This window comes from Streptomyces monomycini, from assembly GCF_022271435.1.
Classification (GTDB): domain Bacteria; phylum Actinomycetota; class Actinomycetes; order Streptomycetales; family Streptomycetaceae; genus Streptomyces; species Streptomyces monomycini.
The window spans coordinates 469083-494294 of record NZ_JAFIQY010000002.1; the positions used below are offsets into that span (position 1 = coordinate 469083).

23 protein-coding genes and 1 pseudogene are annotated in these 25212 nt (G+C 72.3%); 12 read left to right on the forward strand and 12 right to left on the reverse strand.

The features are described from left to right. Positions 1-349: 349 nt before the first annotated feature. From JXZ78_RS04620 to JXZ78_RS04630, 3 genes and pseudogenes are all read left to right on the forward strand, one after another. Positions 350-1366 (forward strand): annotated as a pseudogene (locus JXZ78_RS04620) (chitinase); the annotation flags it as partial. A 191-nt stretch (positions 1367-1557) separates the two neighbouring features. After that, positions 1558-2859: a C40 family peptidase gene (locus JXZ78_RS04625; protein WP_238782660.1), complete on the forward strand. Its 1302-nt coding sequence runs from the start codon at positions 1558-1560 to the stop codon at positions 2857-2859. Between the two features lie 94 nt (positions 2860-2953). Continuing rightward, complete coding sequence (locus JXZ78_RS04630) at positions 2954-3466, forward strand: hypothetical protein (protein WP_030022596.1); 513 nt, start codon at positions 2954-2956, stop codon at positions 3464-3466. Here the strand turns inward: JXZ78_RS04630 and JXZ78_RS04635 are convergent. Further along, the gene (locus JXZ78_RS04635; RefSeq protein WP_238782661.1) at positions 3447-3785 is read right to left on the reverse strand and encodes a hypothetical protein; all 339 of its coding nucleotides are present in this window, start codon (positions 3783-3785) and stop codon (positions 3447-3449) included. The genes JXZ78_RS04630 and JXZ78_RS04635 overlap by 20 nt on opposite strands. Before the next feature lie 411 nt (positions 3786-4196). On the opposite strand from JXZ78_RS04635, the gene JXZ78_RS04640 reads away from it, so the two are divergent. Next, the gene (locus tag JXZ78_RS04640) at positions 4197-4412 is read left to right on the forward strand and encodes a hypothetical protein (protein WP_030022598.1); all 216 of its coding nucleotides are present in this window, start codon (positions 4197-4199) and stop codon (positions 4410-4412) included. A gap of 104 nt (positions 4413-4516) precedes the next feature. On the opposite strand, the gene JXZ78_RS04645 is transcribed toward JXZ78_RS04640, so the two are convergent. The 5 genes from JXZ78_RS04645 to JXZ78_RS04665 all read right to left on the reverse strand — a co-directional run bounded on the left by JXZ78_RS04645 (position 4517) and on the right by JXZ78_RS04665 (position 10294). Next, a complete protein-coding gene (locus tag JXZ78_RS04645; protein WP_030022599.1) occupies positions 4517-5773 on the reverse strand; it encodes a styrene monooxygenase/indole monooxygenase family protein in 1257 nt (418 codons plus the stop codon). Positions 5774-5855: 82 nt separating this feature from the next. Continuing rightward, a complete protein-coding gene (locus JXZ78_RS04650) occupies positions 5856-6500 on the reverse strand; it encodes a GTP-binding protein (RefSeq protein WP_030022600.1) in 645 nt (214 codons plus the stop codon). A 4-nt stretch (positions 6501-6504) separates the two neighbouring features. Next, positions 6505-6906 carry a DUF742 domain-containing protein gene (locus tag JXZ78_RS04655; RefSeq protein ID WP_030022601.1) on the reverse strand — a complete coding sequence of 134 codons (402 nt, stop codon included), beginning with the start codon at positions 6904-6906 and terminating at the stop codon, positions 6505-6507. Continuing rightward, positions 6903-7400 (reverse strand): roadblock/LC7 domain-containing protein, encoded by a 498-nt coding sequence (locus JXZ78_RS04660; protein WP_030022602.1) that lies wholly within the window; start codon positions 7398-7400, stop codon positions 6903-6905. The genes JXZ78_RS04655 and JXZ78_RS04660 overlap by 4 nt, the downstream gene beginning before the upstream one ends. Beyond that, on the reverse strand, positions 7397-10294 hold the full coding sequence (locus JXZ78_RS04665) for a sensor histidine kinase (protein WP_238782662.1): 2898 nt from the start codon (positions 10292-10294) through the stop codon (positions 7397-7399). The genes JXZ78_RS04660 and JXZ78_RS04665 overlap by 4 nt, the downstream gene beginning before the upstream one ends. 617 nt (positions 10295-10911) lie before the next feature. Between JXZ78_RS04665 and JXZ78_RS04670 the strand changes: the two genes are divergently transcribed. From JXZ78_RS04670 to JXZ78_RS04680, 3 genes are all read left to right on the forward strand, one after another. Further along, positions 10912-11757, forward strand: a complete 846-nt coding sequence (locus JXZ78_RS04670; RefSeq protein WP_030022604.1) for a protein phosphatase 2C domain-containing protein — start codon at positions 10912-10914, stop codon at positions 11755-11757. Positions 11758-11891: 134 nt separating this feature from the next. Then, the gene (locus JXZ78_RS04675) at positions 11892-12602 is read left to right on the forward strand and encodes a TetR/AcrR family transcriptional regulator (protein ID WP_030022605.1); all 711 of its coding nucleotides are present in this window, start codon (positions 11892-11894) and stop codon (positions 12600-12602) included. A gap of 36 nt (positions 12603-12638) precedes the next feature. Next, entirely contained in the window at positions 12639-14051 is a 1413-nt protein-coding gene (locus JXZ78_RS04680; RefSeq protein ID WP_078624511.1) for a cytochrome P450 family protein, read from the forward strand. Positions 14052-14156: 105 nt separating this feature from the next. On the opposite strand, the gene JXZ78_RS04685 is transcribed toward JXZ78_RS04680, so the two are convergent. Next, complete coding sequence (locus tag JXZ78_RS04685) at positions 14157-14696, reverse strand: MarR family winged helix-turn-helix transcriptional regulator (RefSeq protein ID WP_030022608.1); 540 nt, start codon at positions 14694-14696, stop codon at positions 14157-14159. Positions 14697-14984: 288 nt separating this feature from the next. Between JXZ78_RS04685 and JXZ78_RS04690 the strand changes: the two genes are divergently transcribed. Continuing rightward, the gene (locus JXZ78_RS04690; RefSeq protein ID WP_030022609.1) at positions 14985-15842 is read left to right on the forward strand and encodes a lysozyme; all 858 of its coding nucleotides are present in this window, start codon (positions 14985-14987) and stop codon (positions 15840-15842) included. 40 nt (positions 15843-15882) lie between these two features. Here JXZ78_RS04690 and JXZ78_RS04695 read toward each other — a convergent pair whose 3' ends face one another. From JXZ78_RS04695 to JXZ78_RS04715, 5 genes are all read right to left on the reverse strand, one after another. Beyond that, a complete protein-coding gene (locus JXZ78_RS04695) occupies positions 15883-16464 on the reverse strand; it encodes a Uma2 family endonuclease (RefSeq protein ID WP_030022610.1) in 582 nt (193 codons plus the stop codon). Between the two features lie 7 nt (positions 16465-16471). Next, complete coding sequence (locus tag JXZ78_RS04700; protein WP_030022611.1) at positions 16472-17029, reverse strand: Uma2 family endonuclease; 558 nt, start codon at positions 17027-17029, stop codon at positions 16472-16474. Positions 17030-17196: 167 nt separating this feature from the next. Continuing rightward, positions 17197-19605 carry an endopeptidase La gene (lon, locus tag JXZ78_RS04705; protein ID WP_030022614.1) on the reverse strand — a complete coding sequence of 803 codons (2409 nt, stop codon included), beginning with the start codon at positions 19603-19605 and terminating at the stop codon, positions 17197-17199. Between the two features lie 770 nt (positions 19606-20375). Next, a complete protein-coding gene (locus tag JXZ78_RS04710; RefSeq protein ID WP_030017191.1) occupies positions 20376-20765 on the reverse strand; it encodes a VOC family protein in 390 nt (129 codons plus the stop codon). A 102-nt stretch (positions 20766-20867) separates the two neighbouring features. Continuing rightward, entirely contained in the window at positions 20868-21698 is an 831-nt protein-coding gene (locus JXZ78_RS04715; protein ID WP_238782663.1) for a rhomboid-like protein, read from the reverse strand. A gap of 204 nt (positions 21699-21902) precedes the next feature. Here JXZ78_RS04715 and JXZ78_RS04720 point away from each other — a divergent pair, with 204 nt between their 5' ends. From JXZ78_RS04720 to JXZ78_RS04735, 4 genes are all read left to right on the forward strand, one after another. Next, positions 21903-22658 carry a spermidine synthase family protein gene (locus tag JXZ78_RS04720; protein ID WP_372498394.1) on the forward strand — a complete coding sequence of 252 codons (756 nt, stop codon included), beginning with the start codon at positions 21903-21905 and terminating at the stop codon, positions 22656-22658. 78 nt (positions 22659-22736) lie between these two features. Beyond that, the gene (locus JXZ78_RS04725) at positions 22737-23477 is read left to right on the forward strand and encodes a response regulator transcription factor (RefSeq protein ID WP_030017194.1); all 741 of its coding nucleotides are present in this window, start codon (positions 22737-22739) and stop codon (positions 23475-23477) included. Then, the gene (locus tag JXZ78_RS04730) at positions 23474-24655 is read left to right on the forward strand and encodes a sensor histidine kinase (RefSeq protein ID WP_030017195.1); all 1182 of its coding nucleotides are present in this window, start codon (positions 23474-23476) and stop codon (positions 24653-24655) included. Before JXZ78_RS04725 ends, JXZ78_RS04730 begins: the two co-directional genes overlap by 4 nt. A gap of 238 nt (positions 24656-24893) precedes the next feature. Next, on the forward strand, positions 24894-25212 hold a 319-nt coding region (locus tag JXZ78_RS04735), incomplete at its 3' end, for a 2-oxoglutarate dehydrogenase E1 subunit family protein (RefSeq protein WP_238782664.1).

Below are 25212 nucleotides of genomic sequence, written 5' to 3' on the forward strand. Positions count from 1 at the left end.
CCATTGACAGTACTGGTCTAGTCCTGTTTGCTGCCTGCCCAGGGGGAGCCGCGCCTGCGCCTCCCTGGCAAGGCCCCCACCCCGCAGGGGCGGCCCCCTCCCCACGTTCGGCACTCGTGTACGTCCCCTCCGTACCGCCGTCGACAAGGAGCCCCCCATGCGTCGCAGCCGCAGCAACAGCCGCAGCCTCAGTCACAGACCCGGCCCCTCCAGGAGACCCCTGACCGCCACCCTGGCCGCCGCGGCCGCCGGCCTCCTCGGCGCCACGACCCTGTTCGTCGCCCCCGCCCAGGCCGGCCCACCACCCACCGCGGCCGTCCCCACCGCACCGGCCGCCCACCCCCAGGCCCTCCCCGAGCACGCCCTCGTCGGCTACCTCCACGCGAGCTTCGCCAACGGCTCCGGATACACCCGCCTGGCCGACGTCCCGGACAGCTGGGACGTCGTCAACCTCGCCTTCGGCGAGCCGGCCTCCGTCACCTCCGGCGACATCCGCTTCGCGCTCTGCCCGAAGACCGAGTGTCCAGGCGTGGAGACCGAGGCCGAATTCAAGGCCGCGGTCAAGGCGAAGCAGGCCGCGGGGAAGAAGGTGCAGATCTCGATCGGCGGGCAGAACGGGCAGGTGCAGCTCACCACCACCGCCGCCCGCGACCGGTTCGTCCAGTCGGTCGGCGCGATCATCGACCGGTACGGGCTGGACGGCCTGGACATCGACTTCGAGGGCCACTCCCTCTCGCTGGCCACCGGCGACACCGACTTCAAGAACCCCAGGACCCCCTCGATCGTCAACCTGATCTCGGCGGTCAAGACCCTCAAGGCCCGGTACGGCGCCGGGTTCACCCTGACCATGGCGCCGGAGACGTTCTTCGTCCAGCTCGGTTACCAGTTCTACGGCTCCGGACCCTGGGGCGGCCAGGACCCCCGCGCCGGCGCCTACCTGCCCGTCATCCACGCGCTGCGCGACGACCTGACGCTGCTGCACGTACAGGACTACAACTCCGGCCCGATCATGGGCCTGGACAACCAGTACCACTTCATGGGCGGCGCGGACTTCCACATCGCGATGACCGACATGCTGCTGACCGGCTTCCCGGTCGCCGGCAACCAGAACAACGTCTTCCCCGCGCTCAAGCCGTCCCAGGTCGCCATCGGCCTGCCCGCCTCCCCGTACGCGGGCAACGGGCACACCGCCCCCGCCGAGGTCACCAAGGCCCTCAACTGCCTCACCCGGGGCACCGACTGCGGCTCCTACCGGACCCACGGCCGCTGGCCCGGCATGCGCGGCCTGATGACCTGGTCCGTCAACTGGGACCGGTTCGGCAACTGGGAGTTCCAGAAGAACTTCGACGCCTACTACGGAAGCTGACTGCACCTCAGCAGCACGCCCCGGCCGCCGCCGGGCGCCGGGACACGCCCCCGGCCGCCGATCGGGTGACCGTACCGCTCCGGTGGCCCCACCCCCACGGCGAAGATACGACCACCGTGGCACGATCCGAACGAACCGGGCGGCGGACCGCGGGTCCGCCGGAGCCGCAGCTGTCCGTCGGAGGTGGATACGTGTCGCAGCGGTGCATGTCGGGCCGGTGTACGTCGGGGCGGTCCTGGCCGGAGCGATCCGAGCCGGGTCGGCCGGGGCCGGGGCGGTCGGGGCCGGCCCGGCTCGTACGGTCGGTCTGCGCCGCGGCGCTGGCGGGCGCGGTCGTCCTGGCCCTGCCCGCCGCGCCCGTGCACGCCGCACCGGAGCCGGACCCGGCCGCGGCCGGAACCCTGGACCAGCCGGACGTACCGGACGCATCAGATGCACCGGACGGGCCGGAGGGGGCTGACGGGCCGGAGGGGGCTGACGCGCCGGAGGGGGCTGACGCACCACAACCAACCAGCCCCGACGAGGACGCCTCCCTCCGCCGGCTGCTGACCCGGCTCCAGGACCTCTACCGACGGACCGAGCAGGCCACCGAGGCGTACAACGCCACCGAGGAGGACCTCAAAACCCAGCGCAAGGAGTCGCAGGACCTCAACGTCCGGTTGGCCCGCGCCCGTACCCGGCTCGCCGACGGGCAGGCCGACGCGGGACGGCTCGCCCGCCAGCAGTACCAGGGCGGCGGCGCCGCCGGACTCTCCACGTACCTGCGCATGCTGCTCTCCGCGGACCCGCGGGAGGTACTGGAGGAGGGCCACCTCTTCAAAGAGGCGGCCGGCAGCCAGGCCGCCACCGTCGCCCGGCTCACCGGCAACGAGAAGCGGGCGGACGAGCTGGCGAAGGCGGCGCGCGCCGCCCTGGACGAGCAGCAGGTGCTCACCGAGCGGCGCCGCGAGCAACGGGACGCGGTCGAAGGCCGCCTCAAGGAGGTCGAGGAACTGCTCTCCACGCTCTCCGAGGACCAGCTCGCCGAACTGGACCGGATGGAACAGCAGGGCACCGACGAGGCACAGCGCAGCCTGCTGTCCTCCGGCAGGCTGGGCGCGACCCGGGCGCCGTCGGCGAGCGGGGACCGCGCCGTGCGGTACGGTCTCCGCCAGGTCGGCAAGCCGTACGTCTGGGGAGCGCAGGGCCCCGGCTCCTTCGACTGCTCCGGCCTGACCTCGCAGGCCTGGTCGCATGCCGGGCGGCCCATCCCGCGTACCAGCCAGGAACAGTGGCGGCAACTGCCGCACGTACCGCTGCGGGCGCTGCGCCCCGGTGACCTGGTGCTCTACTTCCCCGGCGCCACGCACGTCGCGATGTACCTGGGCGACGGCCTGGTGGTCCAGGCCCCCCGCCCGGGCGCCCGGGTCAAGGTCTCCCCCATCGCATCGAACCCGCTCCTGGGCGCGGTCCGCCCGGACCGCGCGGTGACACTGGTCCCGCCGCACGAGTGACCGCCCTCCGCGGTGACCGGATGCCCACACCTTTGCAGCCGATCGGTCATCCGCAGAACACCGTGCGCGCACATTCCCGCCGTGAACTTGTTTCATGGCTTCGCATCCCACAGTTTCCCCGAGCGCCTGCCCCGCCGATGCCGGCCTCGACCGGCCCGGCCGCCCGCTCCTCAGGGCGCTGCCCCGTGCCGCCACCACCCTCGTCGCCGGCACCGCCGCGGGCGCCCTGTCCGCCTACATCGCCATCGCCGGCGACGGGGACGGAAGGACCGTCGACGCCGCTTCCCGCCTGGCCTCCGGCTACCTCCCGTACGCGGTGATCGTCTTCGTGCTCGGTGTCACCGCTCCCAGCGCCGTCCATGCCGTGGCCCGCGCGACGCTCTCCCAGGTCATCATGGTCCTGGCCTACTACACGTGGAAGCCGATGATCTCCTTCAGCAGGACCCCCACCATGGCCACGCACTACGCCCAGCAGTGGCTCCTCGTGGCCGTCACTGCCGTCCCGCTGGCCGCACTCGTGTCCTACGCGCTCCGCAGAGCGCTGAAGGCGAGCCTCCGGCCGTCGCGACCGCGCCAGCCGGAACGCGTCAGGACAGGACGGGCATGAAGCCGCCGTGGGCCGTACCGGAGCCCAGCAGGTGCGACCAGTCGAGGATCTCGGGGAGGGCGTCGAGGGACAGCACCACCGCGCCACCGGCCCGTTCGGCATCCGTACACCAGTCGGCCATCTCGCCCGGCTCGACGGCTTCACCGGCTTCGTGGACCACCGGTGCGACGAAAGCCGGGATCATGAGCCCGGCTTCCCCGGGCCCGTCCACGACGCACACGGTGAGTCGGGGGACAACGCTCCAGCCATCGCACCGAGGAACCGCCCCGTCCGGCGCGGTCAGGGCCGGCAGGGCCTCGTGCACTGGGGTCTCGGACATCAGCAGTACGGGGGTGGCCCCCCGGACGAACAGGGTTTTCTCAGGTTCCAAAAGCACCGGGTCACTCTTCCAGAGTGTCACGGCGGCCGGATCGGCGGGCCGGCCGGCAAGGCCGTGATCTGGACCGCCTGCGGTACCGCCCTTGCCACGTCGGGAGCCGCCCTCGCGCGACGCCGGCCACGGGCCTGCACCCGAGTCCCGTTCGGCGCATCTCCTCACTTTCACGTGCGCGACGGCCAGGCGCCCGGGTGACTCACATCCGGCAACCCGAGCACGCCGAGCCCTCAGTGGCGGCGCCGTTGCTCTACGGCCTGCTCCTGGACGCCGAGAGCACGGCGGTGCCCCGGCAGACGGCAGAGGCCGGAACCCGGAACCCGGAAACAGTTGTCCGCGCCCACCCGCGGTGCCGCGGTGAGCATCGCGGATCTCTGGGTCGAGAGCATGCCTTCCCTGGAGCCCGGTGAGCGGGCCACCGTTCGCCTCGTTCCTTTTACCCCGTCTCAGTGGGAGCACGTGGTGGCCGGACAGCGGATCACCTACAAGGGCCGGAGCGTGGCCGGCACCGCGGTCATCCTGGAGGTTCATCTGCCTGACGGGCATCACGGCGGGGCGCCGCGTACGGGTTGAACCCCGTGGCATCCGTGCGTCGCGGAGGGCCGGGCCGTCGGGGGCCGTCCGAGGGCGGCCGGGGACGCCCCCGGCCGACCGCCCGGATCCCGCTCGGGATGCCGTCAGGCCGCAGCCACCGAAGCCAGGTACGCCTCCGCCTTCTCCGGCTCGAAGAAGAAGTTGTCGAAGTCCGCCGGGTCGTTGAATCCGTTCGCGAAGCGGTCGGCCACCGGCTGGAGTTGGCCTGCCGCGCCGATCAGGTTCAGTACGTGCTCGGGCGGCGGCGCCAGCATCGCGTTGGTCCACCTCGTGACGTGCTGGGCGGTCTGCCAGTAGCGGTCGAAGGCGGTCTGCATCCACTCCGCGTCGAAGGGGCGGTCGCCGTGTTCGACGATCGAGGACAGGTAGGAAGCGGCGCACTTGGACGCCGAGTTGGAGCCCTGGCCGGTGACCGGGTCGTTGGCGACGACGACGTCCGCGACGCCGAGTACCAGGCCGCCGGAGGGGAGCCGGCCGACGGGGTGGCGCACGGTGGGGGCGTACCGCCCGGCCAGGGTGCCGTTGGCGTCGGTCAGCTCGACCTTCGTGGCGCGCGCGTACTCCCAGGGGGTGAAGCGCTCCATGAGCTCCAGGGTCGTCGCCAGGTGCTCGTTGGGGTCCCGCATGCCCGCGAAGGCGTCCAGCGGGCCGCCGGGTATGCCCTCCCAGAAGAGGATGTCGGCCCGGCCGGAGTTGGTCAGCGTCGGCATGATGAACAGCTCGCCGACGCCCGGTACGAGGTTGCAGCGCACTGCGTCGAAGTCGGGGTGCTCGGGGCGGGGGGCCAGGCCGTGCACGTACGCGACGGACAGCGCGCGCTGCGGGGCGTCGTACGGGGAACGGGAGGCGTCCCGGCCGAACATCGACACCAGTTCGCCCTTGCCGGCGGAGACCAGCGTCAGGTCGTAACGGCTCGCGAAGAAGTCGAGGTCGGAGACGGCGGCGCCGTGGATGACCAGCTGACCGCCGCGCTGCGCGAAGGTCTCCATCCAGCCGGCCATCTTCACGCGCTGGTCGACGGACTGGGCGTAGCCGTCCAGCTTGCCGACCCAGTCGACGGCGCGCTGGGTACCGCCGGGCTGCGCGTGGCTCCCGGGGGCGGCCACGGAGACGCCGAGGCCCTCGATGCGCGGGGCCTGGTTCTCCCAGAAGTTCAGCGCGAGGTCGCGCTCGTGCTGGAGCGCGGTGTGGAACATGCACTGCGTGGACATGACCCGTCCGGAGCGGATCTCGTCCGCGGTGCGGTTGGACATGAGGGTGACCTCATAGCCCTGGGACTGGAGTCCGAGGGCGAGCTGGAGACCGGACTGGCCGGCTCCGACGATGAGTATCTTCCGCATGGTGGTGCTCTCTTCCCAGGTACGGGGGGGGCGGCGGTACGGGGGGACTGCGGTACGAGGGCTGTGCGGGGGGGCTAGGGCGCTACTCGGGGGTGGCTTCGAGGGCGTGGGCCACGAGCGCGAGCAGTGACTCGACGACCGTGATCCGCCGGCGCGCGTCCATGATCACGACGGGTACGTGCGGCGGTACGGTCAGCGCCTCGCGTACGTCCTCGACGGCGTACGCGGCCGTCCCCTCGAAGTGGTTGACCGCGACGATGTACGGCAGGCCGCAGCTCTCGAAGTAGTCCAGCGCCGGGAAGCAGTCGTCCAGCCGGCGGGTGTCGGCCATGACGACGGCGCCGATCGCGCCGCGCACCAGGTCGTCCCACATGAACCAGAAACGTTGCTGCCCCGGCGTACCGAACAGGTACAGCACCAGGTCGGAGTCGAGGGTGATCCGCCCGAAGTCCATCGCGACCGTGGTGGTGGTCTTGTGCGGGGTGGCGGACAGATCGTCCGTCCCCTCGCTGGCCTGCGTCATCACCGCCTCGGTCTGCAACGGGGTGATCTCCGAGACCGAGCCCACGAACGTCGTCTTGCCCACGCCGAAGCCGCCCGCCACCACGATCTTGGTCGCGATGGGGGCGCGGGAACGATCCGTCTGCCAGCTCTGCAGCCCCACCTCCTCGGCGGCAACCGCGGGCGTGTCGGGCGCCCCGGCGGCCCCGGCCGCGGCGGCCGTCATCGTGTCAGAGCCTGCGAAGTCCACCCAACACCCTTTCGAGCAGCGCGCGGTCGGGCCGGCCGGTGCCGTGCCCGGTGCCGTAGACGCGGATCTTTCCCTGGTCTGCGAGGTCGCTGAGCAGGACGCGGACCACGCCCAGCGGCATCTTGAGCAGCGCGGAGATCTCCGCCACCGAACGCATCCGGCGGCACAGCTCCACGATCGCCCGCATCTCCGGCATCACCCGGTCGCCCCAGCCGCCGGAGGTCAGCTCGCGCCGCTCCTCCGGGCCGTCGAGCGCGGCCACGAACGTCTCCACGAGCAGCACGTGGCCGAAGCGGGTCCGTCCGCCGGTCAGCGAGTACGGGCGTACGCGCGAGGGTTTCCTGTCCCCGCCGCGTACGGGGAGCCGGGGTGCGGTGCTCACTGGGCGCTCTCCATCGACTTGCGCAGCTCGCTGCGGAGTTCGGGGGTCAGGACATGGCCGGCCCGGCCGACGAACAGCGCCATGTGGTAGGCGATGACGCTCATGTCGCAGTCCGGGGCCGCGTGCACCCCGAGCAGCGAGCCGTCGCTGACCGCCATGACGAAGAGGCTGCCCTCCTCCATCGCGACCATCGTCTGCTTGACCGTTCCGCCGTCCATCAGCCTGGCGGCACCCGTGGTGAGGCTGCCCAGCCCGGAGACGATGGTCGCCAGGTCCGCGCTGGACCCGCGGGGCCCCGCCGGCGCGCCGGGCTGCCCGGCCGGGGAGGCCGCGGCGGCGGCTCCCGGGTCGGAGGAGAGCAGCAGCAGCCCGTCGGAGGAGACCACGGCCACCGAGCGGATGCCCGGCACCTCGTCGACCAGATTGGTCAGCAACCAGTGCAGGTTCCGTGCCTCACTGCTCAGTCCGTAAGCAGTCGGCGCTTGCGCGTTCAATCGCGTGCCTCCTCGACAACGTGGCTCTGTCCCGGGGCCCCCGCTCCGTCGGTGTCCGTCTGTGGGATGGTCTGCTCCGCTGTACGTTCCGCGATCTCGGCCTCGACGTCGCGCCGGCCGTCCCGCGCCCCCTGCTGGAAGCCGCCGAGCCGGGCCCGCAGCGACTCGGCGGTGGCCGCCGCGTTGCCCGTACGGGGGACGGCGGGCGGCTTCTGCGCCACGATGCGCGGTGTGCGCTTGGGCAGGCCCTGGTCGGTCACCCGGGTCCAGCGCGGTGCGTCGGCGCGCTCGCCTTCGGCGGGTACGGCGCCGGGCCGGGCGTGCTCACCGGTTCCGGAGGTGTACGGGCCGGACGTATCGGTGGTGTACGGGCCGGACGTGCCGGTGGCGTACGGGCCGGAGGCGTACGGGGCGGACGTGCCGGGTCCGCCGGTCGTGTCCGAGGCCGGGGCGTGGGCGCCGGAAGGTGCCGCGCCGGGCGCCTCGGTCGCCGCTTCCGCGGGCCGGTCGTGCTCCGCGGTCTGCTTGGCGTACGGGCCGGGCGACTGCGGACCGTACGGGCTGGTCCCGGACGCCGGGGCGTCGCCCGTCGCGGGGCCGTCGCTCGCGGTGGCTTCGGCGGGTGCCTGTGCCTCGGGAACGGTGGGTGTCCCGGGGCCGGTGACCGGCTCGGGCGCGCCGCCCGCCTCAGGCCCGGCTCCCTCAGGCCCGGCCGCCTCCACCGCACGTTCCGCCGCCTCGACCAAGGGGTCGTCCGCGGACGTGTCCGGCTCCGCGAGCGGCCGTCCAGCCTCCGCCGCCCCCTGCTCCAGCCGCGGCAACCGCGTCTGGAGCGTGTTGGAGTTGGCCTCGGCCACCGAGCCGGGCAGGTTCTGGATGCCGGCGGCGGCCTCACCGGGCAGCGGAGGTCCGACGGAGCCCGGCGCGGGGCGCGTGGGCAGGATGGCCGCGGGCAGCACGACGACGGCCGTGATCCCGCCCTGCTTCTGGTCGCGCAGCTGTACGCGCACCCCGTGGCGGGCGGCGAGCCGTACGACGACGTACAGGCCGAGGCCCAGGGTCTCGTCCACCGTGTCCAGGCTGTCGTCACCGGCCCCGGCCGCGAGGCGGTCGTTCAGTTCCGCCAGCCGTTCCGCGGTCATCCCTATGCCCTCGTCCTGCACGGAGAGCATGACCTCGCCGCTCTCCAGCAGCCAGCCGGACAGCTCGACATGGGCGTCCGGCGGGGAGAACGCGGTGGCGTTCTCCAGGAGTTCCGCGACGAGGTGGCTGATGTCGTCGGCGGCGAACCCGGCGACCTGGGAGTGCGGCGGCAGCGACTGGACGCGCACCCGCTCGTACCGTTCGATCTCGCTGATGGAGGCGCGCAGCACGTCCAGCAGCGGTACCGGCCCCGGCTGGCCCGCGCTGTGCTCCGTACCGGCCAGGACCAGCAGGTTCTCGCTGTTGCGCCGCATCCGGGCGGCGAAGTGGTCCAGCTTGAAGAGGGTCTCCAGCCGGTCCGGGTCCTGTTCCTTCTGCTCCAGCGACTCGATGACGGTCAGCTGGCGCTCGACCAGGTTCAGGGTGCGCAGCGCGAGGTTGACGAACCGGCCGTGCACACCGGTGCGCAGGGCCGCCATCCGCTCGGTGAGGTCCGCGACCTCCTGGCGCAGCGACTCCCGCTCCGCCTGGAGCGCCTCGCGCTCGGCGGCCAGCCGCTTGCGCCCGCCGACGAGCCGGGCGCGTTCGCCCTCCAGTTCGGCGGCGCGGCGGCCGGCCTCGCCCACCTGGGCGTGCAGGGCGTTGACGGACCGTACGGCGTCGGCGAACTCGTCGTTGCGGCCTTTGAAGGCGACCGGCGGCTCGCCCGCCGGGTCGGCCGCCACCCGGCCGGCCCCCAGCCGCAGCGCCGCGAGCGGCCGGGTCACCGAGCGCCACGCGGAGATGCTGGCGCCGACCGCCAGCATCAGGCAGACGCCGACCAGGGCGATACGGATCTCCATCGCCGTCACGTCGTCGTCGCGCAGCGCGCCCAGCCGGTCGATGTCGGCGGTGGCCATCGACGCCTCGACGCCGCGCATCAGGCCGATCCGGGCGGTGAGCGCGGTCTTCACTCGCGCGCTGCTCAGCCGCTGGTCGTCGGCGTCCAGGCGGGGCTGGTCGGTGAGCTTGGCGAGGAAGCTCTCGGCGGTGTTCACGTCGCCGCCGTTGACGGTGCGGTCGTAGGAGTCCCGGGCCTTGGTGCTCGCGGACTGCTTGAAGGCGGCCAGCGCGGCCTGTTCGCGTACGTACGCCTGCTGGGCGGCGGCGGTCAGGCGGGCCTGCGGGCCCCCTGCGGCGAGGGCCGGGACGAGCAGGGCGCGGGTCGCGGCGGCCTGGTCGGTGGCGCGGCCGAGCTGCGGCAGGGCCCGTACGTCCGGGGCGACGTCGCTCGCGCGGGCGGGCAGGCCGCGGGCGATGGCGTCGGAGAGCGCGCCGAGCGCCTGGACGACGGCCGTGTAGGCGTCGAAGGTCTCGGTGACCTGCCCCGGCCCGGACAGCGCCTTCTGGCGGGTCTGCGGCAGCGCGGCGAGCAGCTTGTCGGCCGCCCGGTACGTCTCGGTGGCGCCGGCGGCGCCGTGGGACGCGGACCGCAGTTCGGTGATCTGCCGGTCCACCCGGGCCCGCTGGGCCTCCGAGATCCCGGCGCCGCCGGACTTGGCGGAGCGGCCGCCCGCGACGTACTCGGTCATCGCGTCGCGCTCGTCGGCGAGGGAGTGCGCGAGGGTGACCGCGTGCGCGTTCAGGCCCGCCAGGTCGACCAGCTGCTGGGAGGCGTGGACGTCGTCCAGGGCGGAGACGACGGCGGGCGCGCCGGCCCCGAGCACGGCGAGCGCGGCCACGGCCACGGCGCCGACGAGCCGGTTGCGCACGCGCGCGCGACGGCCGGCGGGGGCGGGGGTGGGCGCACCGGCCCCCGGTGGCACGCCCGGGTCCGCGCCCGGCGCCGTACCCGAAAACGAACCGGCCGGTGATCCCGGCCCGACCGCGCCGTCCCGAAGCCGCTTCTTCCGCACCGCTGCTCGCATTCCTGTCTCGCCTGCCCACACCGTGTGGTCCCGCGGACCCGGTTCGCTCACGCTCGCGGCGCGTACCTGTGCGAAGACCGCAGCAATTCACACGTCCGCGAGGGAAGCAGCCCGGCTCTGCGTGTCGCGACGAGTGGCCTGGCGCCTCCCATGATCCGGGCCACGACCATTCCACCGGCATCGCGCAGCGGCCCGGCAACGTACACCCGGCCACTCGAATGAGTGAACATCAATCGGAAGTTGACCATCAACTTCCGATCAAGGCCGCTCCGGGATGCAACCTGGCGCAACCCCCGAGCGGGTTTGGAGAACCGTGCGGCTCCTGGAAAGATGCCCGCCCGCACGCCGCGAGACCGCGATTTCCAGCCCCGTCTCACCCCTCTGACCTGCTGATACGCCCCGGAGCCCGGCGAAGTCCGCAACCGGCGGGAAACCGGACGCGCTGCGGCAGACTTGCCGTCATGCGCATCGAAGCGGCCACCGAGCCGGGAGACCCCCAACACCCGAACGAGGACTACGCGTCCGTCGCCCTGCCCGCCTCCGGCCAGGGCGGAGTCATGGTCCTCCTGGACGGTGTGACCCCGCCTCCGCACGAGACCGGCTGCACGCACGGCGTGCCGTGGTACACCGCGCGGCTCGGCGGCGCCATGCTCGAACTGTCCGGTTCATTCCGGGATATGACGCTCCCTGAGGCGCTTTCGGCCGCCATCTCCCGGACGGCTGAAGTTCACCGCTCGACCTGTGACCTTTCTCACCCCCGCACACCACAGGCAACCGCGGTGGCCGTCCGGTGGTCGCCGGTCACCGTCGAGTACCTGGTCCTGTCCGATTCCGTACTGCTCGCCGAGCATCCGGACGGTACGGTACGGCCCATTCTGGACACCCGCCTCGACGAACTGCCGCCCGCGGTGCAGGCCCTGCGCGAGACCGTACGGTCCCTGCCGCGCGGCTCGGCCGAACGCGTCGCCGCAGGCCGGGAGTACGGGGCGGCCGTGGAGGCGTTGCGCAACGCCGAGGGCGGGTTCTTCACCGCGGCGGCCGACCCGGCGGTGGCCGCACGCGCGGTCACCGGCTCCGTCCCCCGCGCCGAAGTACGGGCGCTGGCCGCGCTCAGTGACGGCGCGTCACGGTGGGTCGAGGTCTTCGGTGAGGGTTCATGGGCGGACTGCTTCGCGGTGGTGCGCAAGGAGGGGCCGCAGGCGCTGGTCGACCGGGTGCGGGCGCTGGAGGACGCCGATCCCTACGGCGAGCGCTTCCCGCGCGGAAAGTCACGGGACGACGCGACGGCGGTGCTGGTCGAGCCGTGACCCGTACGGGCGAGGCGGCAGGTGCCGCAGATCCGCCCGTACGGCCGGAAAGAGCCTGTCCCGACGGGCGTCGTCCGGCCTAGCTTTGACTGCGTGACCAGATTCGACATCTGGTCACGCAGTCAGGAGGGGCCGTGGAAGCCGACGAGCGCGCGGAACGGGGCGAGCGCATCCTGGACGCCGCATGCGAGCTGCTGCTCGCCTGGGGCTACCGCCGCGTGACCGCCGACGAGATCGCCCGCCGGGCGGACGTCGGCAAGGGCACGGTCTACCTGCACTGGAAGAACAAGGACGCGCTGCTGCTGGCCGTGGTGCTCCGCGCCAAGGCGGCCGACCACCGCAGGCAGTTGGACCGGATGCGGGCCGACCCCCGCGACATCCTGCCCAGCCGGGCGCTGCGCGGGGCCCTCCTGGACTTCATGGACGACCCGGTGCTGCGCGCCCTCTACCTCGACGACTCCGACATCCTCGGGCGCCTGCACGACATCGCCAAGAAGGAACTGGTGGAACTGGTGGAGGCGGGCCACGAGACGCTGCGCTCGCAGCTGTCCACCCTGCGCGCCCACGGCCTGGTGCGCGAAGACCTGAGCGTCGACCAGCAGATGTACGTCTGCCTGGCGACGGTCACCGGCTACGTCCAGGCCGAGGTGCTGCTTCCCGACCACGCTCCGGGCCGTCCGGAGGAACGGGCCGACCTGCTGTGCCACACGGTCCGTACCGCGCTGGAACCGCACGGCGACCCCGACCCGCGGGCCGTCGCCGCGGCGGCCCCCGGCGTCATCACGCGCTACGCGCGCCTGGAGGAACTGAGCCGGCAGGAAGTACGGCGCCAGCTCCGCCAGTGACCCGCGGTCACACCCTGATCAGGAGGAGAACGCACGATGACCCCATCGCCCACCGAGTCGAAAGCGGCCACCCCGTCCGACTCCACCGCCTCTCCCTCGACCGCCTCCGCCCCGGCCGCCACCCCTTCGGCCACGGCCTCTTCGCCCGCCACCAGCGACGGCACCACGCTGCCCTCCTACGTCGGCCTGCACCCGGGCGAGCCGAACCTGATGGAACCGGAGCTGCTGGACAACCCGTACACCGCCTACGGCACGCTGCGCGAGCAGGCCCCGCTCGTCCGCGCCCGCTTCATCGACGACTCGCCCATCTGGCTGGTGACCCGCTTCGACGTGGTGCGCGAGGTGATGCGCGACCAGCGGTTCGTCAACAATCCGACCCTGGTGCCCGGTTTCGCGGGACAGGACCCGCGCGCCAAGCTGATCGAGCTGTTCGGCATCCCCGAGCACCTGGCCCCCTACCTCGCCGACACCATCCTCACCAGCGACCCGCCGGTCCACACCCGGCTGCGCCGCCTGGTCTCCCGCGCCTTCACCGCGCGCCGCATCCAGGACCTGCGGCCGCGCGTCGAGCGGATCACCGACGAGCTGCTGGAGCAGCTGCCCGGCCATGCCGAGGACGGTGTCGTCGACCTCGTCGAGCACTTCGCGTACCCGCTGCCCATCACGGTCATCTGCGAGCTGGTCGGCATCGACGAGGGAGACCGGACGCTGTGGCGGCGGTTCGGTGCCGACCTCGCCTCGCTGAACCCGAAGCGCATCGGCGCCACGATGCCGGAGATGATCGCGCACATCCACGAGGTGATCGACGAGCGGCGCACGGCCCTGCGGGACGACCTGCTCAGCGGGCTCGTCCGGGCGCAGGACGACGACGGCGGCCGGCTGAGCGACGTCGAGATGGTCACCCTGGTCCTCACCCTGGTGCTGGCCGGTCACGAGACCACCGCCCACCTCATCAGCAACGGCACGCTCGCCCTGCTCACCCACCCCGACCAGCGGCGGCTGCTCGACGAGGACCCGGCGCTGCTGCCGCGCGCGGTCCACGAGCTGATGCGCTGGTGCGGGCCGATCCAGGCCACCCAGCTGCGGTACGCCACCGAGGACACCGAGGTGGCCGGTGTCCAGGTCCGCCGGGGCGACGCCCTGATGTTCAGCCTCGTCGCGGCCAACCACGACCCGCGGCACTACGACGGGCCGGAGCGGCTCGACCTGACGCGGCAGCCGGCCGGCCGCGCCGAGGACCACGTCGGCTTCGGGCACGGGATGCACTACTGCCTGGGTGCCTCGCTCGCCCGGCAGGAGGCCGAGGTGGCCTACGGCAAGCTGCTCGCCCGCTACCCGGACCTGGCGCTCGCCCTCACCCCGGAACAGCTGGAGGAACAGGAACGCCTGCGGCAGCCCGGCACCTGGCGCCTGCGGCGGCTGCCGCTGCGGCTCGGCGCGGAGAGCTAGGCCGTACAGCGTACGGAGGGACCGGCCGTCCGCGGAGGAGGCGGCCGTCATGGACGACCGGCCGGGAGCCGGTGCGCACGCCCCCCGGGGCCCGCGCGCCGGCTCTCAGCCGTTCCCGCCCTTCCCGCCGCGGTCACCCCTGGCGGCCGCGCCGCACCCCTCTTCCGCGTCCTGCTCCGCGTTCAACCGGTGCAGCAGGCGCGCCAGTTCCGCGACCTCGCGGCGGTCCCAGGAGGCGAGCCGCCGCGCGTACTGGGCGCGCCGGCTGTTGCGTACCCGGCCGAACCGGTCGTGCCCCTCGTCGGTGAGGCGGACCAGCACGGCCCGCCCGTCGGCCGGGTCCGGCTCGCGGTCGATCAGCCCGAGGTCCTCCAGCGCGCGCAGCTGCCGGCTCATGGTCGCCTTGCCCACGCCGAAGTAGCCGGCGAGGTCGGTGGCGCGCTGCTGCCCCGCGTCGGCGAGGCGGACGAGCAGGCCGTACGCGGCCGCCTCCAGCTCCGGGTGCACCTCCCGGGCCAGCTCGCCGGAGGTGGCCCGGGCACGGCGCAGGAAGACCGCCAGCTCCCGTTCCAGGGAGAGGAACACCTGGTCCACACCACGGGGTTCGTCCGTCCCTGCCACGCTGTCGGCTCTGGTGTTGTGCACGTCGGCGCCCTCTCCCGCTTTCCGGACCGTGAAACTTTCTCGCGGCGGCGGCCGAAGCCGCAGCTTGTCCAGTATTTCGCAGGATTAGACCAACGGAAGCCCGGCTCCCCTCTTCGCCCTGTGCGTCTACGCGCGTACCGTCGTCGGCACGTTCTTGGCATGACCACACCACACCGCTCGGTACGGCCACACCACTCCCCTCGTTCCGCTCCGCGCGCCCCGCGGTGCGCCATGGCCCGCCCGGCCGGTCCCCCCTCAGGTCAGTTCACCGAGATCTCGGAGGCACGTATGCCCGTGCACAGATCCGGCCGCCCGGCCGTCCGCCGCCCGCGCTCCTTCGCGGCCCTGGCGGGGACGTTCCTCACCGTCACCGCCCTCCTTCTCGGGCTGCCGGGCACCGCCGGCGCCGCCCCGTACGGCGCCGCCCCCGAACCCGCCCACCCCGGCCGGGACTGGGCCGGCTCCCAGGTCGCCCGCCATGAGGGCGACGCGCCGGGCGAGGCGCCGCCGCCCACCCTCGCCTCCGTCGAAGGCGTCGACGTCAGCAGCCACAACGGGAACGTCCCGTGGCAGACCCTGTGGAACGCCGAAGTCCGCTTCGCCTATGTAAAGGCCACCGAGTCCACGACTTACACCAACCCGTACTTCGCGCAGCAGTACGACGGCTCCTACGGCGTCGGCATGATCCGCGGCGCGTACCACTTCGCCACCCCGGACACCTCCAGCGGCGCCGCCCAGGCCAACTACTTCGTGGACCACGGCGGCGGCTGGTCCAAGGACGGCCGCACCCTGCCCGGTGCCCTCGACATGGAGTACAACCCGTACGGCTCCACCTGCTACGGCGAGAGCGCGGCCGGCCTGATCGGCTGGATCAAGGACTTCTTCGCCACCTACAAGGCACGCACCGGCCGGGACGCCCTCATCTACACCTCCACCAGCTGGTGGAAACAGTGCACCGGCAACTACGCCGGCTTCGGCTCCGTCAACCCCCTGTGGATACCCCGCTACGGCTCCTCGGCCGGCGAACTCCCGGCGGGCTGGGCCTTCCACACCGTCTGGCAGTACACGTCGTCGGGCACCACGGTCGGCGACCGGAACCGGTTCAACGGGGCGTACGAGCGGTTGCAGGCGCTGGCCGACGGGTGAGGCGGTGGGGCCCGGGGCGGGGTGCGCGCCGGGCCCCACTTCACCGCCGGCAGCTCCTGGGAAATCCGCCGGTTTCCAACGTCAGCCCGAGTGCCGTGCCCGTCAGGTCGACCGGAGCGCCGAAATCCATGCTCAGCTGCGACCGGTACACGCCGTTCTCGGGGAGGGTGTGCAGGTGCCACTTCGCGGTGTACGGATCCACGATCAGGTAAACGGGGACATCGCCCTCGGCATAGGCGGCTTTTTTGGGCCCGTAATCGTAGGATCCGGTCTCGCGAGAGATGACCTCAAGAACGAACTCGACGTCCTGATGGCGCCAATGTCCTTCGCCGTCCGGCTCCGCCCCGTCCGACAGCTTGAAGAGGTCAGGGCAGAACGCGTCGAGGCGCCTCGGGAGGTCGAGGCGGACGTCGGACATGAGCCGGCTCCGCGGCCCGCGGCGGCTGTCCAACTGGCGCAGAACGCTTCTGATGATCTTCCAGTACGTGCTCCGCTGCGGCCACATGATGACGACGCCTTCGACGACTTCCGCCTTCATCCCCTCCGGCACGATCTCGTAGAGCGGCTCGAACAACTCGTTCAGCACGCGGCGGTCGCTGCCGTCACCCGGCTCATGCGTCAATGCGCCGTCACTCCCGGCCGAATTCCGCCGTGTCCAGCGACAGGCCGACGACCGTGTCGGTCAGGTCGACCGGGTCGCCGAACTTGATGGCCGGACCGAGGCGGTAGGTGCCGTCCTTGGGGGCCGTGTAAAGGTGGCACTGCCCGACGTACGGGTCAACAATGAGGTAGACGGGCACTCCCGCCAGGGCGTAGGCGTCCTTCTTGGGGCCATAGTCGTTGCGCGACGTGTCCCTGGAGATGACTTCGGCGACGAATTCGATGTCCTGATACCGCCAGCGCCCCTTGTCGTCCTTCTCCGCACCGTCCCGCAGCGCGACCACGTCGCAGGCGAAACCGTTGAGATGGCCGGGGAAGTCCAAGCGGACATCGGACTTCACTCGCTTCCGCGGGTAGTGGGACCGCAATTGATCGTAAATCGCGGCGATGATGTCCCAGTGGTTGTCCCGTTGCGGCGACACGAAAATGGCCCCCTCGACGATCTCTGCCTTGTAGCCCTCGGGGACGGGCATCCGCTCCAGCCAGTCGAACATCATGTCCAGGCTGAGCTCGTCGCTGTCGGCCATCTCGATCTCGATCCCGTTGTCGGTCAGCTCGATGGTCACCGTGCGCTCCTCCCCGCCGCCGCGAAGTGCGGGCAGTCGCGCAGTACAACGATACGCACGGTGACCGGGACACGCGCGGCCCGGAGCCCCGTGTCAGGGCTCCGGGCCGCTGTGGCCGGTCGCGTCCGTCACGCCGCGACCGGGACCTCCGGGGCGGCCGGGGCCGAGGCCGGGGTCAGGGCCAGGTCGAGGACCTGGCGGACGTCGGAGACGGGGTGGACGTCCAGCTTCTCCAGGATCTCGGCGGGGACGTCGTCCAGGTCCGGCTCGTTGCGCTTGGGGATGACCACGGTCGTGATGCCCGCCCGGTGCGCCGCGAGCAGCTTCTGCTTGACGCCGCCGATCGGCAGCACCCGGCCGGTCAGCGAGACCTCGCCGGTCATCGCCACGTCCGGGCGCACCTGGCGGCCGGAGAGCAGCGAGGCCAGCGCCGTCGTCATGGTCACGCCGGCGCTCGGGCCGTCCTTCGGGACCGCGCCCGCCGGTACGTGCAGGTGGACGCCGCGCTCCTTCAAGTCGCCGACCGGCAGCTCCAGTTCGGCGCCGTGCGAGCGCAGGAAGGACAGCGCGATGTGCGCGGACTCCTTCATCACGTCGCCCAGCTGGCCGGTGAGCTGGAGGCCGGACGCGCCGGTCTCCGGGTCGGCGAGCGAGGCTTCCACGTACAGCACGTCGCCGCCCGCGCCGGTGACCGCGAGGCCGGTGACGACGCCCGGTACGGACGTGCGCCGCTCGGCGGGGTCCTGCGCCGACTCCGGGGTGTGGTGCGGACGCCCGATCAGCGGGCGCAGTTCGTCCACACCGACCGTGAAGGGCAGCTCGCGCTCGCCCAGTTCGCTCTGGGCCGCGACCTTGCGCAGCAGCCGCCCGACGGACCGCTCCAGGTTCCGTACGCCCGCCTCGCGGGTGTACTCACCGGCGAGCTTGTGCAGCGCGTCGTCCGTGAGTGTGACCTCGCCGGGCTCCAGTCCGGCCCGCTCCAGCTGGCGCGGCAGCAGGTGGTCGCGGGCGATGACGACCTTCTCGTCCTGGGTGTAGCCGTCGAGCCGGACCAGCTCCATGCGGTCGAGCAGCGGCTCCGGTATGGCCTCCAGGACGTTGGCGGTGGCCAGGAAGACCACGTCGCTCAGGTCCAGCTCAACCTCCAGGTAATGGTCGCGGAAGGTGTGGTTCTGCGCCGGGTCGAGGACTTCGAGGAGGGCGGCGGCCGGGTCGCCCCGGAAGTCCGAGCCGACCTTGTCGATCTCGTCGAGCAGGACGACCGGGTTCATCGAGCCGGCCTCCTTGATCGCGCGCACGATGCGGCCGGGCAGCGCGCCGACGTACGTACGCCGGTGGCCGCGGATCTCCGCCTCGTCCCGTACGCCGCCGAGGGCGACCCGGACGAACTTGCGGCCCATGGAACGGGCCACGGACTCGCCCAGCGAGGTCTTGCCGACGCCGGGCGGCCCGACCAGGGCCAGCACGGCGCCTCCACGGCGGCCGCCGACCAGCCCGAGGCCGCGGTCCGCGCGCCGCTTGCGCACGGCCAGGTACTCGGTGATGCGCTCCTTGACGTCCTCCAGACCGGCGTGGTCGGCGTCCAGGATCTCCTTGGCGCCGGGGATGTCGTACGCGTCCTCCGTGCGCTCGTTCCACGGCAGCTCCAGGACCGTGTCGAGCCAGGTCCTGATCCAGCTCCCCTCGGGGCTCTGGTCGCTGGACCGCTCCAGCTTGTCGACCTCCTTGAGGGCCGCCTTGCGGACGTCCTCGGGCAGCTGGGCGGCCTCGACGCGGGCGCGGTAGTCCTCGCCCTCGTCCTCCGGGTCGCCGTTCAGCTCGGCCAGCTCCTTGCGGACGGCCTCCATCTGGCGGCGCAGCAGGAACTCGCGCTGCTGCTTGTCGACGCCCTCCTGGACGTCCTTGGCGATGGCCTCCGCCACGTCCTGCTCGGCGAGGTGCTCGCGCAGCGCTTCGGTGGCCTGCTTCAGACGGGCCACCGGGTCGGTGGTCTCCAGCAGGCGCACCTTCTGCTCGGTGCTCAGGAACGGCGAGTAGCCGGAGTTGTCCGCGAGCTGCGAGACGTCCTCGATCTGCTGGACGCGGTCCACGACCTGCCAGGCGCCGCGCTTCTTCAGCCAGTCGGTGGCCAGCGCCTTGTACTCCTTGACCAGCTCGGTGACCGCGCCGGGCAGCGGCTCGGGCACCGTCTCGTCGACGGTGGTGCCCTCCACCCACAGGGCGGCGCCGGGGCCGGTGGTGCCGGCGCCGATCCGCACGCGGCCGAGACCGCGGATGAGCGCGCCGGGGTCGCCGTCGGACAGCCGTCCGACCTGCTCGACGCGGCCCAGCACGCCGATCGCCGCGTACGCGCCGTCGACTCGCGGCACAAGCAGCACGCGCGGCTTGTTACCCGGAGAGGCGGCGGACTGCGCGGCCTCTACCGCGGCCCGTACGTCCGCCTCGGACAGGTCCAGCGGCACCACCATGCCGGGCAGTACGACCTCGTCGTCGAGGGGCAGCACGGGCAGAGTGAGCGAGGTGGACGTCGAAGCCATGATCTCCCCTTCGGCATGCAAGTTGAGTTACGTCCACTCAATGCGTGTGCGTTCTGAGATGTTCCCCTACGCCTGTTCGCTGTGAGCGATCATCCACATACGGGTGTTCTTCTCGTGCGCCGCGGGGGCCGGGGTTCCTGTGTCCTCAAGCGCCGGACGGGCTTGTGGGGGCTGGACCCTTGGGGGCGGTTGGGCCTGGTGGGGTGCGCGTTGTGCGCGGTGGGTCCGGTGGGTGGGGGCTCGGGGCCACACAGGGGTCACTCCTCGGCACCGTGTACGTCACCCAGGGTGTGTTGGTGAACGAGGGCTCCCGGCTGCCTGCGGGGAGACCCCTGTATGTCCCCGAGCCCGGCCGTCGGGCGGGTGTCCCGCCATCGTGGTGAGGAACAGCCACAACCGGGCCCGCCTCCTCGCGCGCAGCGCGAGGAGGTCGGGAGGTATCTGGGCCGCCTTGCGAAGCTCACGTGAAGCGGAATGACGTCCCTGCCCCGGCGTGAGCCTCACCATGGGGGCAGGGCCCACCAGGGTCATCGGAAAACCTTCCCCCCAGCTGTCCCGGACTCGCCGAACCGGCCGGAGGGGGCGTGTAGGGGGCCATCCCCGCAGGCAGCCGGGAGCCTTCGTTCACCAACCAACCCTGGGCGACGTACACGGTGCCGAGGAGTTGGCCCCCTGCGCGCCCCCGCCCCCACAACGAACCCCATGCGAGCCGCGCGTCAGCGCAAAACCTCGCGCGAAGCGCGAGACGGGCACACGCACGGCGCGCGCACTCAGCCCTGAGCCATGTGCATGAACTCCCAGACGTGACCGTCAAGGTCCTGGAAGCTGACGCCGTACATGGGCCCCGCCTCCATCACCGGCTTCCACGGGCTCGCCCCGGCGGCCAGCGCCTTGGCCAGGGTCGCGTCGGCCTCTTCGCGGCTGTCGCAGGACAGACACGTCAGGACTTCCTTCGTCTTCGCGGCGTCGCTGATGTCGCCGTTGATGAAGTCCCGGAAGCGGTCCTCCTGGAGGAGCATGACGCAGATGTTCTCCTCGACGACCATGCACAGGGTGTGCTCGTCGGAGAAGTCGGGGTTGAAGGCGAAGCCGAGGCGGGTGAAGAACTCGCGGGACGCGGCCACGTCCTTGACCGGCAGGTTCACGAAGATCATGCGCATGGTGGTTGCCTCTTCCTGACGGAGCGGGGCCCCGGCCTCCGCGGCCGGGTGCGACCCTCGCTCCACCTCCCCGTGGAGCCGTGGAGAAGCGTGTTCAGAAAGCTAGCAACGGCCACTGACAATCGCCGTCGGACGAGGTCGGCGGGGACGTCGGAGGAGGGGCCGGGCGCAGGTTCCGAGGACGAGGGCGAGGAGGTGGCCCGAGTCGCTGAGGGGATCGACGGAGAGCAGCAGGTTGCTGACGGCGAACCACGTCACGCCCGCCAGGAGGGGCCACCGGGCCCAGCCGGGCAGCAGGCCCGCCAGCGCGCCGGTGCAGGCCATCACGCCGAAGCTGATGCCGTAGTCGAGGCGGTGCAGCGCGCCGACGGGGAGGTGGCCGAGGGCGACCGCGGCGCCGACCGGCAGTTCGGTGGCGAGCGTCGCGATCACGTGGCCGCCGAAGAAGACCGCGGCCGTCCGCAGGGCGCCGGCCCGGCGTTCCAGGGCCGTCAGGACGATCAGGAAGGCGACGGCGTACGCGGAGGTCGGGCCGCCGGCGATCCACAGGGCACTGGCGACGAGCACCAGCAGGGGCGCCTGGGCCAGGTGCTCGACGTCCGTGCTGGAGGCCTGGAGCAGTCTGTCGACCAGTTCCGGATCGGCGTGCTCGGCGAAGAGCGAGGTCGCGACGAGGAGGAGGGTGTAGCCGAAGGTGAAGGGGGTGGCGAGGGGGCCGGGGAGCAGGTGCCAGGGCTTGGGCCACCGACTTCGGCCCGGCCGTATCGGACGCGTCGGCTGAACGGGTCCGGTGACCGGTGCCGGTTCGGCCGAAGTGACAGCTCCACCCCCGGTCACCCCGGCTGCCGCCCACGTTCCCGCGAAAGAGGCCGTTTGGGTGGCGGGGGCTCCCTCGTCAGGTGGCGTCTTCGCCGAGGCTGCTGCCGTGTTCACCCGGCTCACTGGTGGCTGGCCCCTTCCGTCCATGGCTGCCGGCGCCGTCGGCGCGGCCGCCACTGAGGATCTACGTACGGGACAGCCTGCACGTTCAACCCATGAGCCAGCTGTGGCCGTGACCTGCGTCACGGGTGGTGCGGTCCGGTCCGGGCCGGTAAACCGGTTGGACCCGTCCCGCCCCGGTTGGTCAGGATGGCCGCCATGTCTCATCCCGCGCACGCCATGCCTGACCGCCCCGTGCACGTACCCGGCCCGCCCGCGCCCGGTGGCGGGCCGCGGGTCCTCGACCGCCGCGAGGGACCGTACGGCGAGGTGGTGCTGCGGCAGCGGGGGGAGCACTTCGAGATCATCGCCAACGGGTGCTTCCTGATGGACACCTCGGACGGGCGGTCGGAGCGGCTGCTGGTGGACGCGGCGCTGGCGGAACTGGCAGGACCGGCGGAGCCGGGGAGCGCGCAGGCGTCGCACCGTGTGCTGATCGGCGGGCTCGGGGTCGGGTTCTCCCTGGTCAGGGCGGTGGAGGAGGCCCGGTGGGGGCGGATCACGGTGGTGGAGCGGGAGGCCGCGGTCATCGACTGGCACCGCGCCGGGCCGCTGTCGGCGGTGTCCGGGGCGGCGCTCGCCGATCCCCGTACCGAGATCGTCGCCGCCGACCTGGTCGCGTACGTGCGCGAGGGCGCCGGGCCGCGCCTGTTCGACGCGCTGTGCCTGGACATCGACAACGGGCCCGAGTGGACCGTCACCGAGGACAACGGCGGCCTCTACTCCCCCGCCGGTCTGGCGGCCTGCCGGGAGCGCCTGACGCCCGGCGGCGTGCTCGCCGTGTGGTCGGCGCAGCCGTCCGCCGCGTTCGAAGAAGCTCTACGAAATGCCGGGTTCACCGGCGTACGTACCGAAGAGATCCCTGTTGTCCGAGGCGTCCCCGACGTGGTGCACCTCGCGCGCAAGGGCGCGTAGCCGATGGTCATACCCTGCCCTTACGCTGCTGCCCAGCAGTACGCGACCATGCAGCACGGGGACACGCAGGGGCGGGCGATGGATCAGACGCAGACCACCCAGGGCGGCACCGCCGCGGCCACGCCCGGCGCCCAGCGCCGGATCCTCGTCGTGGAGGACGACCCGACGATCGTCGACGCCATCGCGGCCCGGCTGCGCGCCGAGGGCTTCCAGGTGCAGACGGCCACCGACGGCCCGGCCGCGGTGGACACCGCCGAGGCGTGGCAGCCGGACCTGTTGGTCCTGGACGTGATGCTGCCGGGCTTCGACGGGCTGGAGGTGTGCCGCCGGGTGCAGGCACGGCGTCCGGTGCCCGTCATGATGCTCACCGCGCGGGACGACGAGACGGACATGCTGGTCGGGCTCGGTGTCGGCGCGGACGACTACATGACCAAACCGTTCTCCATGCGGGAGCTGGCGGCCCGGGTGCACGTACTGCTGCGGCGCGTGGAGCGGGCGGCGCTGGCCGCGCACACCCCGCGCAGCGGCATCCTGCGCCTGGGTGAGCTGGAGATCGACCACGCGCAGCGCCGGGTGCGGGTGCGCGGCATCGACGTGCACCTGACACCGACCGAGTTCGACCTGCTGGTGTGCCTGGCCAACACGCCGCGCGCGGTGCTCTCCCGTGAGCAGCTGCTGGCCGAGGTCTGGGACTGGGCGGACGCCTCCGGCACCCGTACGGTCGACAGCCACATCAAGGCGCTGCGCCGCAAGATCGGCGCGGAGCGCATCCGCACGGTGCACGGCGTCGGGTACGCGCTGGAGACCCCGCCGGTATGACGGCCCCCACCCGCCAGCGGGAGCGGGCCGGACGCCAGGACCGCGAGCATCCGCCGGACGGGCTGCGGGAGCGGGTCTGGGCCCCGTTCTGGCGGCGGGTCTGGGAGGGGCTGCGGCCGCTGGACCCGTACCGCTCGGTGAAGGCGGCGCTCGGCGCGCTGGTCATCGTCTCGGTGATCATCACGACGCTGCTGGTGTTCGTCGCGATCCACTCCGACACCGAGCTGCGGGTCATCACGGTCTTCTCGATCATCGCTTCGCTGCTGGTCACCCAGTTCGTCGCGCAGGGCCTGACGGCGCCGCTGGACGACATGACGGACGTGACCCGGGCGATGGCCGACGGTGACTACACCCGTCGGGTGCGCGGCGGGCGGCGCGACGAGTTCGGCGACCTGGCCGACGCGTTCAACCGGATGGCCGCCGACCTGGAAGCGGTGGACACCCACCGCAAGGAGCTGGTCGCCAACGTCTCCCACGAGCTGCGCACCCCGATAGCGGCCCTGCGCGCCGTCCTGGAGAACGTGGTGGACGGGGTCTGCGAGCCCGATCCGGAGACGATGCGCACGGCGCTGAAGCAGACGGAACGGCTGGGGCGGCTGGTGGAGCACCTGCTGGACCTGTCGCGGCTGGACAACGGCGTGGTGCCGCTGCACGCCCGCCGCTTCGAGGTGTGGCCGTACCTGTCGGGGGTGCTCAAGGAGGCCAACATGAGCCGCGGCGCCTCCACCCTCTCGGGGCTCGCCGGCTCGGGCACCCACACCCGTACGGACGTCCATCTGCACCTGGACGTCTCGCCGCCGGAGCTGACCGCGTACGCGGACGCCGAGCGGCTCCACCAGGTCGTGGCGAACCTGATCGACAACGCCATCAAGCACAGCCCGCGGCACGGCCGGGTCACGGTGCTGGCGCGGGGCGGCGAGACGCCCGGGGGCCTGGAGCTGGAGGTGCAGGACGAGGGCCCGGGCATCCCGGAGGCCGAGCGGCACCATGTCTTCGAGCGGTTCAACCGGGGCGACCCGGCGGCGTCCGGCCCGGGCAGCGACGGCGGTACGGGGCTGGGCCTGGCGATCGCACGCTGGGCGGTGGATCTGCACGGCGGGCGCATCCGGGTGGCCGAATCGCCTCGCGGCTGCCGCATCCGCGTCACTCTTCCGGGAAGCGACTCCGTTCGAGGTTGACGCCGGGTGTCGTAGGGTCGGTGGTGGAAGCACACACTCCGTGGGTGCGGCGGCGATGCCGCATACCCGAACGCAGGCAAACCTGGTGTGTTTCCCGTCGTGTCATGCCTCGAAACCCCTTGCCGAATGTGACGTGCACGACGACTGACGGCCCCGGACTGCACCAAAGGTCCGGAGAGGCGTAGCCTTTATTCCCGCTGTCCACCACCTTAGGAAGCGGAAGAGGGCGGTTGCCGCCGTGTCGCCACAGTCCCCCAACAGTTCGAGCACTTCGACTGACCAAGAGGGGCAGGGTAAGAACCCTGCTGCCGCGTTCGGTCCGAATGAGTGGCTCGTCGACGAGATCTACCAGCAGTACCTCCAGGACCCGAACTCGGTAGACCGAGCCTGGTGGGACTTCTTCGCCGACTACAAGCCGGGAGCGGGCGCCAGCACGCCGGCCCCGGCGAGTGACGGCAGCCCCGCCACTCCCGCCGCCGGAACGGCCCAGGCCGCCCCCGCGACGCCGAGCGCCGCCGCGCCGAGCACGCCGGCGGCCCCCGCCGCGCAGCCGGCCG